This is a genomic window from Streptomyces sp. NPDC088246 (assembly GCF_044741025.1).
GTDB lineage: Bacteria > Actinomycetota > Actinomycetes > Streptomycetales > Streptomycetaceae > Streptomyces.
The window spans coordinates 477204-494325 of sequence record NZ_JBIURV010000001.1 but is presented as its reverse complement, the minus strand read 5'-3'; the positions used below and the strand labels follow the sequence as shown (position 1 = coordinate 494325).

The 17122-nt window shown below is 69.9% G+C and carries 13 protein-coding genes, 2 tRNA genes and 2 pseudogenes; 7 read left to right on the top strand and 10 right to left on the bottom strand.

Annotated features, from left to right (window positions below; all coding sequences use genetic code 11):
* Positions 1–222 precede the first annotated feature (222 nt).
* Together tig and ACIPEK_RS02230 are read right to left on the bottom strand one after the other, a co-directional pair.
* Positions 223–1620 (bottom strand): trigger factor, encoded by a 1398-nt coding sequence (gene tig, locus ACIPEK_RS02235; protein ID WP_327275257.1) that lies wholly within the window; start codon positions 1618–1620, stop codon positions 223–225.
* Positions 1621–1788: 168 nt separating this feature from the next.
* Positions 1789–1865: transfer RNA gene (locus ACIPEK_RS02230), tRNA-Pro, on the bottom strand.
* A 167-nt stretch (positions 1866–2032) separates the two neighbouring features.
* Here ACIPEK_RS02230 and ACIPEK_RS02225 point away from each other — a divergent pair.
* Positions 2033–2106 (top strand) — tRNA-Gly (locus ACIPEK_RS02225).
* Between the two features lie 117 nt (positions 2107–2223).
* Here ACIPEK_RS02225 and ACIPEK_RS02220 read toward each other — a convergent pair.
* The gene (locus tag ACIPEK_RS02220; protein ID WP_005317603.1) at positions 2224–2418 is read right to left on the bottom strand and encodes a hypothetical protein; all 195 of its coding nucleotides are present in this window, start codon (positions 2416–2418) and stop codon (positions 2224–2226) included.
* Positions 2419–2918: 500 nt separating this feature from the next.
* On the opposite strand from ACIPEK_RS02220, the gene ACIPEK_RS02215 reads away from it, so the two are divergent.
* Positions 2919–4073 (top strand): acyltransferase family protein, encoded by a 1155-nt coding sequence (locus tag ACIPEK_RS02215; protein WP_401989696.1) that lies wholly within the window; start codon positions 2919–2921, stop codon positions 4071–4073.
* A 10-nt stretch (positions 4074–4083) separates the two neighbouring features.
* Here the strand turns inward: ACIPEK_RS02215 and ACIPEK_RS02210 are convergent, their stop codons facing one another.
* Genes ACIPEK_RS02210 through ACIPEK_RS02200 form a run of 3 tightly spaced genes read right to left on the bottom strand, consistent with a single transcriptional unit; the run spans position 4084 to position 7925 of the window.
* Positions 4084–4590, bottom strand: a complete 507-nt coding sequence (locus ACIPEK_RS02210) for an HD domain-containing protein (protein WP_401989695.1) — start codon at positions 4588–4590, stop codon at positions 4084–4086.
* A gap of 9 nt (positions 4591–4599) precedes the next feature.
* The gene (locus tag ACIPEK_RS02205) at positions 4600–7080 is read right to left on the bottom strand and encodes an FtsX-like permease family protein (RefSeq protein ID WP_401989694.1); all 2481 of its coding nucleotides are present in this window, start codon (positions 7078–7080) and stop codon (positions 4600–4602) included.
* On the bottom strand, positions 7080–7925 hold the full coding sequence (locus ACIPEK_RS02200; protein WP_401989803.1) for an ABC transporter ATP-binding protein: 846 nt from the start codon (positions 7923–7925) through the stop codon (positions 7080–7082). The genes ACIPEK_RS02205 and ACIPEK_RS02200 overlap by 1 nt, the downstream gene beginning before the upstream one ends.
* Positions 7926–8221: 296 nt before the next feature.
* Here ACIPEK_RS02200 and ACIPEK_RS02195 point away from each other — a divergent pair, with 296 nt between their 5' ends.
* A complete protein-coding gene (locus ACIPEK_RS02195) occupies positions 8222–9418 on the top strand; it encodes a cation:proton antiporter (protein WP_383966501.1) in 1197 nt (398 codons plus the stop codon).
* Between the two features lie 316 nt (positions 9419–9734).
* Here the strand turns inward: ACIPEK_RS02195 and ACIPEK_RS02190 are convergent, their stop codons facing one another.
* Positions 9735–10880 (bottom strand): PP2C family protein-serine/threonine phosphatase, encoded by a 1146-nt coding sequence (locus tag ACIPEK_RS02190; protein WP_401989693.1) that lies wholly within the window; start codon positions 10878–10880, stop codon positions 9735–9737.
* A gap of 104 nt (positions 10881–10984) precedes the next feature.
* Between ACIPEK_RS02190 and ACIPEK_RS02185 the strand changes: the two genes are divergently transcribed.
* Entirely contained in the window at positions 10985–12217 is a 1233-nt protein-coding gene (locus ACIPEK_RS02185; protein ID WP_401989692.1) for a GNAT family N-acetyltransferase, read from the top strand.
* Between the two features lie 81 nt (positions 12218–12298).
* Here ACIPEK_RS02185 and ACIPEK_RS02180 read toward each other — a convergent pair whose 3' ends face one another.
* Both ACIPEK_RS02180 and ACIPEK_RS02175 read right to left on the bottom strand, forming a co-directional pair.
* Positions 12299–13108: an Fpg/Nei family DNA glycosylase gene (locus ACIPEK_RS02180; RefSeq protein ID WP_401989691.1), complete on the bottom strand. Its 810-nt coding sequence runs from the start codon at positions 13106–13108 to the stop codon at positions 12299–12301.
* A 121-nt stretch (positions 13109–13229) separates the two neighbouring features.
* Positions 13230–13718: a ribose-5-phosphate isomerase gene (locus tag ACIPEK_RS02175; protein WP_114244495.1), complete on the bottom strand. Its 489-nt coding sequence runs from the start codon at positions 13716–13718 to the stop codon at positions 13230–13232.
* Positions 13719–14009: 291 nt separating this feature from the next.
* Between ACIPEK_RS02175 and ACIPEK_RS02170 the strand changes: the two genes are divergently transcribed.
* The 3 genes and pseudogenes from ACIPEK_RS02170 to ACIPEK_RS02160 form a co-directional block, all read left to right on the top strand.
* Complete coding sequence (locus ACIPEK_RS02170; protein ID WP_401989690.1) at positions 14010–15482, top strand: amino acid permease; 1473 nt, start codon at positions 14010–14012, stop codon at positions 15480–15482.
* A gap of 6 nt (positions 15483–15488) precedes the next feature.
* A pseudogene (locus tag ACIPEK_RS02165) lies at positions 15489–15767 on the top strand (FAD-binding protein); the annotation flags it as partial.
* Positions 15768–15821: 54 nt separating this feature from the next.
* Positions 15822–16192: pseudogene (locus ACIPEK_RS02160) on the top strand (FAD-binding protein); the annotation flags it as partial.
* On the opposite strand, the gene ACIPEK_RS02155 reads toward ACIPEK_RS02160, so the two are convergent.
* A complete protein-coding gene (locus tag ACIPEK_RS02155) occupies positions 16173–16769 on the bottom strand; it encodes a biotin transporter BioY (protein ID WP_401989689.1) in 597 nt (198 codons plus the stop codon). The pseudogene ACIPEK_RS02160 and the gene ACIPEK_RS02155 overlap by 20 nt on opposite strands.
* Positions 16770–17122: the final 353 nt, after the last annotated feature.

Sequence of the window (17122 nt, the reverse complement as noted above, 5' to 3'; positions counted from 1 at the left end):
GCCGTCTCAGCGTCTTCGTACCGGGTGGGCGGGGACTCCCCTGCCCTTCCTATTCATGGACCCTAACGCGCAGGTAGGACAACGCCATCCCGCTTCCGCAACTGTTCGCTGGGAGCGCAAGCTCCGCAGTCCGCACACGGGTTGTGGGGCACCGTACGCCATACGACGACGGGCTCCGAACGCACAGCGTCCGGAGCCCGTCGTACGGGTTCAGCGCGAGGCTCAGGCCTCGTTCTTCTCCTCGGTGACCTCGGCAACGGCCTCGGCGGCACCATCGGCGGCCTCGACCGTCTCGATGGCCTCCTCCTCGTCGTCCTCCAGCTCGACGACCTCACCGTTGGTGTCGACGACCTTGGCGGCCTCGACGACCACGGCCAGCGCCTTGCCGCGGGCGACCTCGCCGACGAGCATCGGCACCTGGCCGCCCTCGACGACGGCCTGGGCGAACTGGTCGGGGCTCATGCCGGAGGAAGCAGCGCGCCGCATGAGGTGCTCGGTGAGCTCCTCCTGGTTGACGTTCAGCTTCTCCTTGTTGACGATCTCGTCCAGGATGAACTGGGTCTTGATGCCCTTGATCGCCTGCTCGGAGGTCTCGGCCTCGAACTCCTCGACCGTCTTGCCCTGGATCTCCAGGTACTTGTCGAGGGTCAGACCCATCTGACCGAGCTGGTGGTGCTCCAGGTTGTGCTTGCGGGTCTGGACCTCGTCCGCGAGCAGCTTCTCCGGGATCGGGACCTCGGCCAGCTTCAGCAGCTCGTCGAGGACGCGCTCCTGGGCCTGGGTGGCCTGGTCGAACTGCTTGGTGTTCTCGAGGCGCTTGCGGCTGTCCGCCTTCAGCTCGTCGAGGGTGTCGAACTCGCTCGCCATCTGGGCGAACTCGTCGTCCAGCTCGGGGAGCTCACGGGCGGCGACGGCGGTGACCTTGACGGTGACCTCGGCCTCCTTGCCCTCGGCCGAGCCGCCCTTCAGCTCGGAGGTGAAGGTGGCCTCGCCACCCGCCTCCAGGCCGGTGACGGCGGCGTCGATGCCGTCGAGGAGCTCGCCGGAACCGATGGTGTACGAGACACCCTCGGCCACGCCGTCCTCCAGGACCTCGCCGTCGACCTTGGCCTGCAGGTCGATCGTCACGACGTCACCCTCGGCGGCGGCGCGCTCGACCGGGTTGGTGGAGGCGAAGCGCTCGCGGAGCTGCTCCACGGCCTTCTCGACGTCCTCGTCGCTGACCTCGAGGGCGTCAACGGTGACCTCGATGCCGGAGTAGTCCGGAATCTCGATCTCGGGGCGTACGTCAACCTCGGCGGTGAAGGCCAGCAGCTCGCCGTCCTTCAGTTCGGTGATGTCGACCTCGGGCTGACCGAGGACGTTGAGCTCACCCTCGTTGACAGCCTCGGTGTAGAACTTCGGGAGGGCGTCGTTGACGGCCTCCTCCAGCACCGCACCACGGCCGAACCGCTGGTCGATGACCCGGGCGGGGATCTTGCCCTTGCGGAAGCCCTTCACCGTGACCTGCTGGTTGATCTTCTTGTACGCCGCGTCGAGGCTGTCCTTGAGCTCCTCGAAGGGCACCTCGACAGTGAGCCGAACCCGGGTCGGGTTCAGGGTCTCCACGGCGCTCTTCACGGTTCGGTCTCCTTGTGGCTGACTTCTTGGGGTTCTGCTCCGCCGCACGGAGGCGGCTTCGCGGACCGAGCCCGGTACATCAGACACACGGGCACGCATTTTGCATAGTAACGGCAAGGAGACGGACTCCCACAATGCGATCTTGCCGGTGGTCTGCGATCTTGCCGATGGTCGGGGTGGCCGGATTCGAACCGACGACCTTCCGCTCCCAAAGCGGACGCGCTACCAAGCTGCGCCACACCCCGTCGGTGCGACACGTAGGGTACATGCAGAAAGGCAGTGCATCAGCAGCTTTGCGCGGGTGGCACCGAACGCGACACCGGGTGACCGCAATCGGGTGTGCGGGCAGCGCCCGCGACCCGCTACGATGCTTCTCGTTGCCGCCGGTCCCCGGACCTGCGGTGCGATGCTTGCGGGCGTAGCTCAATGGTAGAGCCCTAGTCTTCCAAACTAGCTACGCGGGTTCGATTCCCGTCGCCCGCTCCACGCTTGGGCCCGGTCCGACGAATTCCTCGTCGGACCGGGCCCTTTGCGTTCCGGCTGCGTTCCGCCCGAGTCCTGCCGGACCTCTCGCACCGGAGTGCGGGCGCCGGCGCGGCCGGATCAGAAGCTGATCTGGTTGATGGTCTCCGCTATCGAGTTCATGAACCTGTTTATCGACGGAGCCATGCCGGTCGATGCCAGGAAGAAGCCGAAGAGCACCGCGACGATCGCGGGTCCGGCCTTGATGGAGCCGCCTCGGATCAGGACCACCAGGACGATCGCCAACAGAAGCACCACAGACAGTGAAATGGCCACGACTGATCACACCCTTGGTCGGTCCGCCTTGCCGGCCCGGAGGTGTGCGGCCGAGCACTCCTCCGTTCCTTCCATCGTGCCACCAACTTCCCTGTGGTCGCTGCCAGGTGACGGATCGAACGGACGGGATCGCGCCATCCTTGCGCCCCGCGTGCGCCCGGGGCGCACGGCCGCACAACCAGGGGCGCACGGCCGTACAAGGTGTGACACAGGGCCCCGCCAAGGCCCCCCGCACCTGTGAGTGAACTGTGAATCGAATAATCACAACGACTCGCGACTGTGACGGTTTCCATATCCACACACTTTATTCACACGCAATTCCAAGGCTCGAGTGCGACGAAATTCACCCCCCGCAACCTTCTGGCGATATGCACCATTTAAGAGGGGTGAAGCCGGGCAAAGCGGGCGGTTTTTGGCGGTTTCGTTTTTGATTGGACGCGGACATGCAATATCCGTGGGCGGTTTTACGAATTGCAATCGCGGCGTCTAAGGTGCTTTAGATGTTCCGCGCTCCGAACGTATTTCAGAGGGCCCCGCTCCCACCGGCGACCCGGGAGTCGGAGCCCAGACGCCGAGGGACGATGACTGCCACCGCGGCACCCCCCGCACCGGTGGCGAACAAGCCTCCGGCCGCCGCGCCGGCGAAGAAGCGTGACGCCTACTTCGACAACGTCAAATATCTGGCCATCGTGCTCGTCGCGGTGGCGCACTCGTGGGAACCGGTGATGGACGGCAGCCGGACCGTCCGTGCGCTGTACATGGTGGCGTACACCTTTCACATGCCGGCGTTCGTCATCATCTCCGGCTATTTCTCCCGCTCGTTCGACATGTCCGCCGCCAAGGTAAAACGCCTGGTCACCGGCGTTGCCGTGCCCTATGTGGTGTTCGAGACGGCTTATTCGCTCTTCAAGCGGTACGCGGACGACTCGCCCGATCAACCGATCAGCCTGACCGACCCCTGGTATCTCACCTGGTTCCTGGTCGCGCTGTTCATCTGGCGGATCACCACACCGCTGTGGCAGGCGCTGCGCCATCCACTGCCCGTGGCGCTCGTCATCGCCGTGCTCGCCTCTTTCTCCCCGGCGATCGGCGACGACCTCGATCTCCAGCGTGTTCTGCAGTTCCTGCCGTTCTTCGTGCTGGGACTCCGGCTGAAGCCCGAGCATTTCCAACTGGTCCGCCGGCGTGAGGTGCGGATGCTCGCGCTCCCGCTGTTCGCCGCGGCCCTGCTGTTCGCGTACTGGGCGGCGCCGCGGATGCAGCTGGGCTGGTTCTACCGCAGCAACAGCGCGCAGGGGATGGGCGCCCCGTGGTGGTCCGGAGCCGTGATGACACTGGCGATGTTCGGCTGTGCGCTGCTGCTCACCATCGGGTTCCTGTCCTGGGTGCCGCGCCGCCCCATGTGGTTCACCGTGCTCGGCGCCGGGACGATCTGCGGCTATCTGCTGCACGGGTTCCTGATCAAGGGCGCCGGATACGCCGGGCTGTTCGACACCTACGCATGGCTCTCGACGCCCGGCGGCCTGGTCCTCGTCTCACTGGTCGCGGCCGGTGCGGTGACGCTGATGTGTACGCCGCCGGTGCGGCGGGTGCTGCGCCCGGTGACCGAGCCGGACATGAACTGGGCGTTCCGGCGCCCCACGTCCAGACTCTGATCCGAGTGGATCAGTCCTTCGCCGTGTTGGCTTGAACCGATTGCTCGACGGGCGATTCGCCCGGGGTGAGCCCGAGCAGCCCCCGTACCTGCGCATACTTCTCGGCCAGTCGGGTACGGGTCGCCGGTTCCAGCACGGCGAGGCGGGCCGGGTCGGCGTTGTGTGCCAGGTCGGACTCCTTGATCAGCAGGGCGCCCGGGGTGTCGAGGATGCGCCGGGTGTACGAACCGAGGTCCTCGCCGTCACGTTTGGTGACGGCGAGGACCATGTCCTTGACCTCCTGCGGCAGCGCGGCGGCGGCCAGCCATTCCTCCGACAGCGCGTCGTCCTCGACGGCGTCGTGCAGCCAGGCCGCGGCGATCTGTCCGTCGCTGCCGCCTCTGATCCGTACGCCCTCGGCGACCGCGGCGAGATGCTCGGTGTACGGGCGTCCCGCTTTGTCCCGCTGGTCGGCGTGGGCCTCGCGGGCGATCGCCTCGACTTCGGCCAGGGTCAGCTGTGCGCGTGGGGTGGGCATGGCCCGACTCTACGGACGCTCGGCCGTCCCACGCAGGGCGGCCCGGGCCGGGACCGTCACGGCGGCCAGGCCGAGTCCGATGGTCGCGGCGAGGAAGGACCCGTACAACGTCGGCGGGATGTAAGGCGATTCGCCCGTGAGTCCCTTCACCATCGGGACCAGTGTGGCCAGTGCGATGCCGGTACCGATCGCGGCGCCGGCGACCGTGACGAGCAGCGCCTCCCAGCGGATCATGCCCATGACCTGGCGCCGGGTGGAACCGACGAGGCGGAGCATGGTCAGTTCGCGGCGGCGGTCCAGGACGGTCATCACCAGGGTGTTGACCGCGGCGACGGCGGCGAATCCGCCGAGGACCGCGGCCATGGTGGTGTTGGCCCAGGCGTTGATTTCACGGCTCTGGTCCTGAGCGGCGGCGTAGCCGGTCCGGTCGGTGACGGTGCCGAGCGCGGCGAGCTTCTGTGCGGCGGCGGGTGTGGCCCGTACCAGCAGTTCGGAGACGTACGGCGAGGTGACATGGGTGCTGAGGTCTGCGGCGGGCAGTGTGACCAGACCGGTGCCCAGGCCACGGCCGTAGACGGCGACGATCTTCGGAGTCGCCTTGGTGCCGTCCGGGAGGCGCAGGGCCAGCCGGTCGCCCGTGCCGAGCTTCGTGGATACGGCGAGGGTGGTGTCGATGGCGACGGTGCCGGGGCGCAGGCCGGTCAGCGATCCGGACCGGACGTCGAGGTCCTGGACCTTGGCGAGGTCGTGGCCGGAGCCGGTGATCCCCTGGGCGGAGGTGGTCTGGAGCCGCCGGTCCCCGCCCGATCCGGTGGGCACCAGGACGGAACTGCGGAGCAGCCCGACGGCGGTCGTGACGCCGGGTGTGGCGGCGGCCCGTTCGGTCGCGTCGGAGGCGAGTCCGGCCGGGGCGGAGACGATGTGGTCGGCGGTGATGGCGTCGCGCTGCTGGTGTGCGATCACCCGGCTCTCGCTGGTGTGCATGAAGACGAGCGTGGAGGAAAAGGCCATGGCGAGCACGATCGGGGTGATCGCGGAGGCCAGGCGGCGCGAGTTCGTCCGGGAGTTGGCGGCGGCCAGCGAGCCCGACGCGCCGGCGGCGCGCAGCGGGAAGCCGATGACGGCGGCGCAGATCCGCGCGATCAGCGGGCCGAGCAGGCCGACCGCGAGCATGAAGAACATGACGACGCCGAGTGCGGCGTTCGCCGCGTCCTCGCCGCTCGTGGACGCGGCGACCCCCGCGAAAGCTACGCCGCCGACGAGGGCGGCGATGCCGAGCGGGGTGCGGATCCAGCCGAACGGGGGGCGTTCCACCGCGGACTGGGCGAGAGCCAGCCCCGGCTTGGTCTTCGACGGCCGGCGGGCGGCGAAGTATCCGGCGCTCAGTGCGGTGAGCATCGTGGCGGCCGCGGCGATGGTCAGTGGCAGCCAGGACACCCGCAAAGCGACGGCTTCAGGGATGGCTCCCTTGTCCTGGAGCTGCCCGAACCACCAGCGGGCCAGGGCGATCCCGGGCAGACAGCCGAGCGCTCCGGCGAGCGGGGCGACGAGCAGGGACTCGGTGGCGATGGTGCGGCGCAGCTGGCGCGGAGTGGCGCCGATGGCGCGCAGCAGGGCGAACTCGCGGCTGCGCTGGCCGACGGAGAGGGCGACCGTACCGGCAGCGGTGAAGACGGCGACCATGGTCGCGACGCCGCCGAAGGAGCCGCCGAGGCCCGCGAGGACTTCCTGGGCGCCCGCGAGACCCGCGTCCTCGACGCCGCCCCGGCCGTCACCGGTGTGGACCTTGGCCCCGGCGGTGTGGCCGACGGCCTCGCGTACCTGGTCGGCGAGGGTGCCGGTGGGGGTGGAGCGGGCGGCGAGCACGGCGATGGCGTCGACCCGGCCGGGGTGGCCGGAGAGCTGTACGGCCTGCCGGTCGGCGAACCAGACGGTGGCTTCGGTGGCGGTGGTGCCCGCGACGCGGAACTCCCGTACGCCCGCGGGGGTGTCGAGGGTGATCTTCTGGCCGACCCGGGCCTCGGTGCCGGTGGGGACGACGACTTCGCCGGTCCCGGGCGCCTCGCCGGTGAGCAGTCGCGTGCCCGTGAGCGCGGTGGCGCCCCAGCCGTGAGCGGTGAGGGGGGTGTCGTCCTGCCGTACGGAGTAGCTGACGTCCCCGATCGCGGCGGCCGCACCGGGGGCCGAGGCGGCCTTGCCCACCAGGGATTCGGGGAGCCGCGCGGTGTCCGGTACGGGGGTGGCGGCGTCGTACGCGCCGTCGCCACTGCCGACCGTCATGTGGACCTGCTGATCGGCGGCGACCACCACGGGTGCCTTCGCGTAGCGGTCCGCGGGTACCGAGGCGCGCAGGCCGGTCTCCAGCAGGATCCCGCAGGCGGAGACGATCGCCGCGGCCAGCAGGAGCGCGACGAAGGTCCCGACGAACGACGAGGGCTTGAAGCGGACGGCCGCGCGGGCGAGGCCGTTCGGGACGTGCGGGGTGAACATCAGGCTGCTGCTCCTGCATAGGCGGGGGCCGTCCGTGCGGTCAGTGCGGTCATCCGGGCGGCGATCTGTGCGGCGCCGGCCCGCGGCAGGCTGTCCGCGATCGCGCCGTCGGCGAGAAAGAGGACCCGGTCGGCGTAGGCGGCGGCCGCCGGGTCGTGGGTGACCATGACGACGGTGGCGCCGAGGCTGTCCACCGCGTGCCGGAGCAGGGCGAGGATCTCGGCGGCGGTGGTGGTGTCGAGGGCGCCGGTCGGTTCGTCGGCGAAGACCACATCGGGGCGGGTGACCAGGGCGCGGGCGACGGCGACGCGCTGCTGCTGGCCGCCGGAGAGCTGGCCGGGGCGGCGCGCGCCCTTGTCGCCGAGGCCGACCCGGGTGAGCATCTCGGCGGCTGCGTGGCGGCTGCGAGCGGAGCCGGCGCGCTGTCCGGCCAGGCGCATGGGCAGGACGACGTTCTGCTCGACCGTGAGGGACGGAAGCAGGTTGAAGGCCTGGAAGACGAAGCCGAGGCGGGTGCGGCGCAGCTCGGTGAGCCGGTTCTCGCTCATGCCGGTGATCTCGGTGCCGCCGAGGCGTACGGAGCCCTCGGTGGGGCGGTCCAGTCCGGCCGCGCACTGCAGGAAGGTCGATTTTCCGGAGCCGGAGGGGCCCATGACGGCGGTGAAACTGGCGCGCGGGAGGGCGAGGTCGATGCCCCTCAGGGCGTGGACGGCGGAGCCGCCGCGGCCGTACTGCCTGCGGACGCCTCGCAGTTCCACGGCAAGGTCCGAGGGGCCGGGCCCCTGGTGGATGTCCGCCGTGTGCTGCCTGTCCTGCGCGCCCTGCTTGGTGCGTCGCAGCCCCATGGTGTCCGCCTTCCGTTGTTCGCCGGCCGGTCGTCCGGCCGATACCTCGAACGTACGGATCACGAGCGGGTCCCGACCATGGCGGCTGCTGGCGGATCGGGGGTGGGGCAAACCCCAGGGTGCTACCGGGGGTGGGCAGACCTCAGGTGCTGGCGGGGTGGCAGACCTCAGGTGCTGGCGGGGGTGGCCATACTTGCAACGTCAATCATTCGGTAAACTAATTACTGACGATTCCTTGACGCTCTCTTGACCTATCGAAGGACAGGCTCATCGGACACGCAGACACGCTCATCGCCATGGGCGGCGCCTTCCTCGCCGCCGCCGTTCTCGCCCGCGTCGGCAGCCGCATCGGACTGCCGACCATCCCCTTGTTCATCCTGGCCGGAATCCTGCTCGGCCCGCACACGCCCGGCATCGTGCTCGTCGCCGACCCGCACGACCTGGAGATGCTCTCGGCACTCGGTCTGGTGCTGCTGCTCTTCTACCTCGGCCTCGAATTCCATCTCGACGACCTCAAGGCCGGCGGCCGCAAGATGGCGCTCGCCGGTGGCACCTATCTCGCCCTGAACGTCGGCGCCGGGCTCGGCTTCGGTTTCGCGCTGGGCTGGGGCACATCCGAAGCGCTGGTCCTCGCCGGTGTGCTCGGCATCTCGTCGTCGGCCATCGTCACCAAGGTCCTGGTCGACCTGGGCCGTATCGGCAATCCGGAGACCAAACCGATCCTCGGCATCATCGTCGTCGAGGACGTGTTCCTCGCCCTCTATCTGGCCGCCCTCCAGCCGATCCTGTCGGGTGCCGACAGCCTCTCCGCCGCGGCGGTCGACGGCGGCAAGGCCTTCGGCTTCCTGCTGCTGCTCGCCCTGGCCGCCCGGTTCGGCACCAAGGTCATCGGCAAGCTGATCAACACCCGTGACGACGAACTCCTCGTCATCTCCTTCCTCGGCGCCGCGGTCTTCGTGGCGGGTGTCTCGGAGTGGTTCGGGGTCGCGGACGCGATCGGCGCCTTCATGGTCGGCCTGATGCTCGGCAGTACGTCCTCCGGCACGCGTATCCTCAAGCTGGTGCACCCGCTGCGTGACGCCTTCGGTGCGATCTTCTTCTTCGCCTTCGGCCTCTCCATCAACCCGGGCGATCTGCCGACCGTCCTGTGGCCGGTGCTGGCCGCCGTCGCGGTGACCCTGGCCATGAACGTCCTCGCCGGACTTGCCGCCGCCAAGGTGTACGCGTTCGGCCCGCAGGCCACGGCGAACATCTCCACCACACTGGTGGCCCGCGGCGAGTTCGCCCTGATCCTCGCCACGATGGCGGCGGCCGCGGGGCTGGACGAACGGCTCTCCCCGTTCATCGCCGGATACGTACTCGTTCTCGCGGTCCTCGCACCGCTGGCCGCCGGAAGGTCGCACTGGCTGGCCCGCATCCTCCCGGGCGGGCGGGGCCGGGGTGAGGACAGTGACAGCGGCAGCGGCGCCGGGCAGGTCTCGGTCCCGGCCTGAGAGCCTGTCGGGTGACCTCCGATCGGGTGGCGGACGCGGTCTGGTGCGTGCGATTCCAAGGCGGAGGAGGGAGTCGACGCGAAGGGGGTCCCCCCATGCCTTCAGCTATGGGGGAGTTGGTGACTGACGACAACGCGGGAAGCGTGCGTGCCAGGGCGTGGCCGCCCGGTCGGAGGTCACCCGACAGGCTCTGAGACGACGGCCGGCGTGTCCGGGCACGAGGGCCCGCCTCGTACCCGGACATGCCGACACCCACGATCCGGTGACGGGCCTATTTCCGTTGACGTAAACCCGATTCGTTCCGTTTGCGTACGTTTCAGGATCTGCGCGACAACAGCAGCAGCGCCCGGTCGTCGTTGACGTCCTTGGCGCATGCCTCGATCAGATGCCAGGCCGAGCCCTCGAAACCGGTGGCGACATAGCGGTCGGCCTCACCGGTCAGCCGGTCGATGCCCTCCGCGATATCGCGGTCGGACGCCTCCACCAGGCCGTCCGTGAACAGCATCAGCACGTCGCCGGGGGCCAACGAGCCCTTCACCGCGTCGAACTGCGCCCCGTCGTACACCCCGAGCAACGGGCCCTCCGCGGCCTTCTCCTCCCATTGGCCGCTGCCCGAGTGGAGCTGCAGGGCCGGCGGGTGACCCGCCGAGAGGAGTTCGTAGTCGCCCGATTCGAGGTCCAGGACCAGATGGATCGAGGTGGCGAAACCCTCGTCCCAGTCCTGGCGCAGCAGATAGCCGTTGGCCGCCGGGAGGAAGCCGTGCGGGGGCAGCGAACCGAGGAGGCCGCCGAAGGCGCCGGACAGCAGCAGGGCGCGGGAGCCCGCGTCCATGCCCTTGCCGGAGACATCGGTGAGTACGGCCTCCAGGGTCCGTCCGCCGTTGGTACGGGCGGCGACGACGAAGTCACCGGAGAAGGACTGACCGCCCGCCGGGCGCAGCGCCATCTCGCGGTGCCAGCCCTGCGGCAGCCGGGGCAGGGCGCTCTGCACCCTGATGCGTTCGCGCAGGTCGAAGAGCATGGTGCCACCGCGTCGCCACGGCACACCGACCCTGGCCCGGAACTGGGCGAGGACCAGCCCGAAGAAGCCGCAGGCCGCGACCACCAGGACGATGCCGGGTGTCACCCGGGCCGGGCCGTCCTCGTACGGGCCCAGTGCGAGCGACTCCACGATCAGGGCGGTGGCGGCGGTCGCGTACAGACCCAGCAGGCTCGCGGGCCGCAGCAGCAGACCGCCCGCGACGATCGGCAGAACGAGCGCGGCCGGTGAGCACCACACCGGATTCATCAGGGTGGCGCAGGTGATGGCCGGAATGGTGAGCAGCAGACCGGCCAGTGCGATCCAGTCCGACCCGTCGCCGCGGAAGTAGTCGACACCGGATTTGCGCAGCGCGATGCGTGCCCGGTGCGCCGATTTCCGAAATCGGGCCGGGTACGAGTCTGCTCCTGCGCGACGGGCCATTGCGGGGACCTTATCTACCCGACCGCCTCCGGTGCAGGGGGACCCCGTGACAATGCGTTCGAAATCGGGTCGACCGGCCGCCGCACCCCTGATAGGGATGGCCCATGACTACTGAGCTTCGCGTGTTGCAACCGTCCGAATGGAACGAATGGTTCGAGTGTCTGGAGCTGGCGTTCGGCGGGGCTCCGGAGCCTCCCGAGGAACGCGAGCTGTTCGAGCAGCTGACCGAGCCCGAGCGGTCGCTCGGCATCTGGGACGGTGACGACGTGGTCGGCACGGCGGGGGCGTTCAGCTTCCGGGTCGCGGTGCCGGGCGGGGCGCTGGTGCCCGCCGCCGGGATCACGATGGTGAGTGTCGCCTCCACGCACCGCAGGCGCGGGCTGCTGACCTCGATGATGCGCCGCCAGCTGGACGACATCCGCGCGCTGGGCGAGCCGTTCGCCGTACTGACGGCCTCGGAACCGGTGATCTACGGCCGGTTCGGCTACGGCGCCGCCTCGCGACAGATGTCCCTGACGATCGAGAAGGACCGGATCCGGCTGGACGTGCCGCCGGGCACGGACGAGGTGCGGCTGCGCCACGCGAAGCCGGACGAGGCGATGGCCGCGTGCGAGAGCGTGTACGAGCAGCTGGTCTCCGGCCGTCCCGGCGTCCCGGCGCACGCGCCCGGCTGGGAGCGCAAGCCCATGGTCGACCCGGTCGCCCACCGGCAGGGCTCCTCGGCGCAGCAGTGCGTACTGGCGGAGCGGGACGGGCAGATCGTCGGCAATGTGACGTATCACATCAAGCCGGAGTGGGAGCCGGCCGGCCCCAAGGGCACCGTCGTGGTCAACGACCTGGCCGCACTGGACCCGGCGGCGTACGCGGCGCTGTGGCGGTTCGTCTTCGAGATCGACCTGATCACGACGATCGTGGCCCGGAACCGGCCGGTCGACGACGCGGTGCTGCACCTGGTGTCGGACGTGCGGCGGTGCAACATCCGGGTCCGCGATTCACTCCATGTGCGTCTGGTGGAGCTGGGGGCGGCGCTGGAGGCCCGGACGTACCGGGGCCCGCTGGACGTGGTGTTCGAGGTGGAGGACGCGTTCTGCCCCTGGAACGCGGGGCGTTGGCGGCTCACGGCCGACGCGAAGGGCGCCGCGTCGTGCCGGCGCACCGACGACCCGGCCGATCTCGCGCTCTCGGTAAGGGAGTTGGGCTCCGCGTATCTGGGCGGCGAGTCGCTGAGCTCGCTGGCTCTGGCCGGGCGGGTACGGGAGCTGCGGGCGGGCGCGCTGGCGGAGGCGTCGTCGGCGTTCTTGTCGGACACGGCCCCGTGGCTGCCCCGGGGGTTCTAGGGGCTCTCCAGGCCTTCTGGCACCCCGACCCCCGCCCGGCCGCTTCGTCCTCAAACGCCGGACAGGCTGGGATCTGCCGCGCTAAGCGCGCTGGCAGCCCGGGCACCAGAAGAGGTTGCGGGCGGCGAGGTCGGCGGTGCGGATCTCGTCGCCGCAGATGTGGCAGGCCTGCCGGGCCCTTCGGTACACGTACACCTCGCCGCCGTGGTCGTCGACGCGCGGCGGACGCCCCATCGCCTCCGGCATGTGCTCGGGGCGGACCGTGTCGATCCGGTTGTTCCGCACACCCTCGCGCATCAGCACCACCAGGTCGGCCCAGACCGCGTCCCACTCCGCCCGCGTGAGGTCCCTGCCCAGGCGGTACGGGTCGATCCCGTGCCGGAACAGCACCTCCGCGCGGTACACGTTGCCGACCCCCGCAATGACCTTCTGGTCCATCAGCAGGGCCGCGACGGTGATACGGCTGCGGGAGATCCGCCGCCAGGCCCGCTCGCCGTCCTCGTCGGTCCGCAGCGGGTCCGGGCCGAGGCGGTCGTGTATCGCGCGCTTCTCGGGGTCGGTGATCAGCGCGCACGTGGTGGGGCCGCGCAGATCCGCGTGGTGGCCGTCGGTCACCAGGCGCAGCCGGACGGTGTCGGTGGGCGGCGGGGCCGGGGTCGTACCGAAGTCGAGCTTGCCGAAGAGGCCCAGGTGGATGTGGACCCAGCCGGCGTCCTCGAAACCGAGGAAGAGGTGCTTGCCGTGGGCGTCGACGCCGGTGAACGTGCGACCGTCCAGCAGCGCGGCGCTGTCGGAGAACTTGCCCTGCGGGCTGCTCACCCGCACCGGCCGCCCGGCGAACCTGTCCCGGTGGTCCGCCGCGAGGCGGTGGATCGTGTGTCCCTCGGGCACGACGGCGACTCTCCTCGGTGACGTAGGGACGTGGGGACGCGGCGACGGGTGACGGGTGACGGGTGACGCGGGGAAATGACTGTGCCGCCGGGGACACCGGCGGCACAGGGGTGGGGGCCGGTCAGCCCTGCTGCGGGTGGTGGGCCGGGATCGGGGGGAGCTCGCCGGTCGTCTCGTACGCCGTCAGCATCTCGATGCGGCGGGTGTGACGCTCCTCACCCGAGTACGGAGTGGCGAGGAAGATCTCGACGAACTTGGTGGACTCCTCCACCGAGTGCATCCGGCCACCGATGGCGACCACGTTGGCGTTGTTGTGCTCACGGCCGAGCGCGGCGGTCTGCTCGCTCCAGGCGAGTGCGGCGCGCACGCCCTTGACCTTGTTGGCGGCGATCTGCTCGCCGTTGCCGGAGCCGCCGATCACGATGCCGAGGCTGTCCGGGTCCGCGGCCGTCTTCTCGGCGGCACGCAGGCAGAACGGCGGGTAGTCGTCCTGGGCGTCGTAGATGTGGGGGCCACAGTCGACGGCCTCGTGGCCCTGGGCCGTGAGCCACTCGACGAGGTGGTTCTTGAGTTCATAGCCGGCATGGTCCGAGCCGAGGTACACGCGCATGTTCCGAGTGTGGCATGAGCGTCGCCGGGTAAGCGCCATCGGGGTCGGGACCCTCCGGCCGGGTCCGCCCGGACCGGCCCGACCGGGCGGACCCGGCGGCGGAAGCTGCGTGTGGGCTCCGTGTGCGGGCCTCGTGTGTGCAACGCCACTCGGGCAACGATCTGGTCAACGATTCGGAATAAGGGGTTCCGCTTCCACGGCTCGGCGGGCTTCAATGCATCACTCGCTGCCGCACCCCACTTCGGCAGCTGGGCACGCACCGCGTGATCCGAAAACGTAAGGATTCGATCCATGACGTCGCAGACGACTCTGGCCGGGCCGGGCCACCAGCCCGGCAAGCCGGACCGGTCGAACGGACCGGACGCACTGGGCTCCTCCGACGGTCTCCAGGCAGGCCTCAAGAACCGCCACCTCTCGATGATCGCCATCGGCGGCGTCATCGGCGCGGGCCTCTTCGTCGGCTCCGGCGCAGGCATCGCCGCCGCGGGACCGGCCATCCTGCTGTCGTACGCGCTGGTCGGCCTGATGGTCGTCTTCGTGATGCGGATGCTCGGCGAGATGGCGGCCGCCCGCCCCAGCTCGGGCTCCTTCTCCGCCTACGCCGACCAGGCGCTGGGCCGCTGGGCCGGCTTCTCGATCGGCTGGCTGTACTGGTTCTTCTGGGTCGTGGTGCTCGCCGTCGAAGCCACGGCGGGTGCCAAGATCCTGGAGGGCTGGGTGCCGGGCGTCCCTCAGTGGGCGTGGGCGCTGATCGTGATGGTCGTACTGACCGCGACGAACCTGGTCTCGGTCGGGTCGTACGGCGAGTTCGAGTTCTGGTTCGCCGGGATCAAGGTCGTGGCGATCGGTGCGTTCGTGGTCGTCGGGCTGCTCGCCGTCTTCGGGCTGCTGCCCGGCTCGGACAACCCCGGCTCGGGGCTCGCGCATCTCACCGACACCGGCGGGTTCTTCCCCAAGGGACCCGGCGCCGTCCTCACCGGTGTACTGATGGTCGTCTTCTCCTTCATGGGCAGCGAGATCGTCACCCTCGCCGCCGGCGAGTCCGAGAACCCGCAGCGCGCCGTCCAGAAGGCCACCAACAGCGTGATCTGGCGGATCGCCGTCTTCTACCTGGGCTCGATCTTCATCGTGCTCACCCTGCTGCCGTGGAACGACGCCTCGATCCTGAAGGAGGGCAGCTATGTGGCCGCCCTCAACTCCATCGGCATTCCGCACGCCGGTCAGGTGATGGACGTCATCGTGCTGACGGCCGTGCTGTCCTGCCTCAACTCCGGCCTCTACACCGCCTCGCGGATGGCCTTCTCGCTCGGCGGCCGCGGAGACGCGCCGAAGGCGTTCGCCCGGACGAACAAGCGGGGCGTGCCGCAGGCGGCCATCCTGTCCTCCGTCGTCTTCGGCTTCGTCGCCGTGTTCTTCAACTACCAGTGGCCCGACACCGTCTTCCAGTTCCTGCTGAACTCCTCCGGTGCGGTCGCCCTCTTCGTCTGGCTGGTCATCTGCTTCACCCAACTGCGGATGCGGGGCATCATCCTGCGCGAGCAGCCGGAGAAGCTGGTCGTACGGATGTGGCTCTTCCCGTACCTCACCTGGGCGACCATCGCGATGATCTCGTTCGTCCTCGTCTACATGCTGACCGACGACAGCGGACGCCAGCAGGTGCTGCTCTCGCTGCTCGTCGCGGCCATTGTGGTGGCGATCTCGCTGGTCCGTGAGGTCCAGAACCGCAAGAACCGCACCGCCGTGGAAACCCCCAGCAATACCTGACGGCCGATGTCAGGTTTACCGGGAAGGCTCTCCGTCGCAACGCCACCGAGCGGGCGAACGGGGAGCCTTCTCATGTCTTCCGCCCCTGCCCAGGTCCCGGCCGATGTCCCGGCCGACTTCGAGACCGGCTTTCAGACCGGTTTCCCCATCCGTCCCGGCCTCGTCGTCGAGGCCGCCCACGCCTATGACGTGCGGACCACCGTGGCCGACGCCGTCGGGCGCGGCCTCCCGGTCCACGTCCACGCCACCGGCCACGGGCTGCCCGGGGCCGTCGAGGGCGGGGTTGTGATCAGCACCCGCCGGATGGACTCCGTCGAGGTCCACCCGGTGCACCGCACCGCCCGGGAGCCGACCGGGCCGAAGGCGCCGATGATGACCGTGGTCCAGCTCAACCACCTGGGCGGCGCGCTGGCCGTACGGCCCGCCGTCGACAACGCGGTGCCCTACCGTGAGGCCGGATTCCTGCTGCGGCTACTGTCGCCGCTCGACGGCACGGATGTGAATCGGTACGGGCCCTTTACGCGGCGTTGGCCGCCCTGCTCGCCCCGCTCGCCCTGGGCCGTTCGCTGAACTTCTCCTTCGGCGGCGGGGACCGCACCGACGGCTTCCACGACGCGCGGACACAGAAGAGGCTCGCCGGTCTGGTGTCGCGTCACGACCCGGCGAGCCTCTTCGGAGGGAGCTACGGCATCAGCCGCGACGGCCGATGAGCTTCCAGGCCGCGGGCAGCGCGCCCATCGCCAGCGCCGCCTTCAGCGCGTCACCGAGCAGGAACGGCACCAGGCCGGCCGCGATCGCGGCGCTCGCCGACATGCCGGTGGCCAGTGCCAGGTACGGGACGCCGACCGCGTAGATGATCGCGGAGCCCAGCACCATCGTGCCCGCCGTGCGCAGCACGGAGCGGTCGCCGCCGCGGCGGGCGAGGCCGCCGACCACGGTGGCGGCCAGCAGCATGCCCAGGACATAGCCGAACGAGGCGCCGCCCGCGCCGGAGCTGCCGCCCGCGAACCACGGCACGCCCGCCATGCCGACGAGCGCGTAGACGGCGAGGGAGAGGAAGCCGCGACGGGCGCCCAGCGCGGTGCCGACGAGGAGCGCGGCGAACGTCTGGCCGGTGACCGGGACCGGGGAGCCGGGGACCGGGACGGCGATCTGGGCGGCGATGCCGGTGAGCGCGGCGCCACCGAGGACCAGGGCCGTGTCGACGGCGTAACGGTGCCTGGCGGCGGGCAGCAGGTCGGCGAGGACCGCTCCGGTACGGGCAGGGGCGGCGGCAGCAGTGCTCATCGGGACTCCGCGGGGTGAGGGCAGGTGGGGACAGACTGAGGCTGACGTTAGCCCAAGGGTTAACGCTCGATCACCATCAGTGGCCCACAAAGCGGTGGTTGAGGCATTGGTGGGGTTCACACAAAGGGGCTTACACAATCACGTGATGGCGTGATGCTCGTCACTGAGGTGGGTGCGGATCGGCTCGTATTTTGCCGGGAGAGGCCGTCGGGAGAGACTGTAGGTTCCTGCCAAAACCGTCCAGGAACCGCCCAGGGTCCGCCGGGCGACCGCACCGGCCGTCGTCCCGTGCCCGGGTGTGCACCTTGTGTGAGCATCGCGCCCGTATAGCGGACAGCGGTTCCCTGTGAACG

What these genes read in the sequence shown, in the direction of transcription:
- ACIPEK_RS02195 (WP_383966501.1), top strand. Translation starts at nt 8,222, where the DNA reads ATGGGCGGCGCCTTCCTCGCCGCCGCCGTTCTCGCCCGCGTCGGCAGC.
- ACIPEK_RS02185 (WP_401989692.1), top strand. Translation starts at nt 10,985, where the DNA reads ATGACTACTGAGCTTCGCGTGTTGCAACCGTCCGAATGGAACGAATGG.
- ACIPEK_RS02190 (WP_401989693.1), bottom strand. Translation starts at nt 10,880, where the DNA reads ATGGCCCGTCGCGCAGGAGCAGACTCGTACCCGGCCCGATTTCGGAAA.
- ACIPEK_RS02170 (WP_401989690.1), top strand. Translation starts at nt 14,010, where the DNA reads ATGACGTCGCAGACGACTCTGGCCGGGCCGGGCCACCAGCCCGGCAAG.
- ACIPEK_RS02155 (WP_401989689.1), bottom strand. Translation starts at nt 16,769, where the DNA reads ATGAGCACTGCTGCCGCCGCCCCTGCCCGTACCGGAGCGGTCCTCGCC.
- ACIPEK_RS02210 (WP_401989695.1), bottom strand. Translation starts at nt 4,590, where the DNA reads ATGCCCACCCCACGCGCACAGCTGACCCTGGCCGAAGTCGAGGCGATC.
- ACIPEK_RS02205 (WP_401989694.1), bottom strand. Translation starts at nt 7,080, where the DNA reads ATGTTCACCCCGCACGTCCCGAACGGCCTCGCCCGCGCGGCCGTCCGC.
- ACIPEK_RS02215 (WP_401989696.1), top strand. Translation starts at nt 2,919, where the DNA reads ATGTTCCGCGCTCCGAACGTATTTCAGAGGGCCCCGCTCCCACCGGCG.
- ACIPEK_RS02200 (WP_401989803.1), bottom strand. Translation starts at nt 7,925, where the DNA reads ATGGGGCTGCGACGCACCAAGCAGGGCGCGCAGGACAGGCAGCACACG.
- ACIPEK_RS02175 (WP_114244495.1), bottom strand. Translation starts at nt 13,718, where the DNA reads ATGCGCGTGTACCTCGGCTCGGACCATGCCGGCTATGAACTCAAGAAC.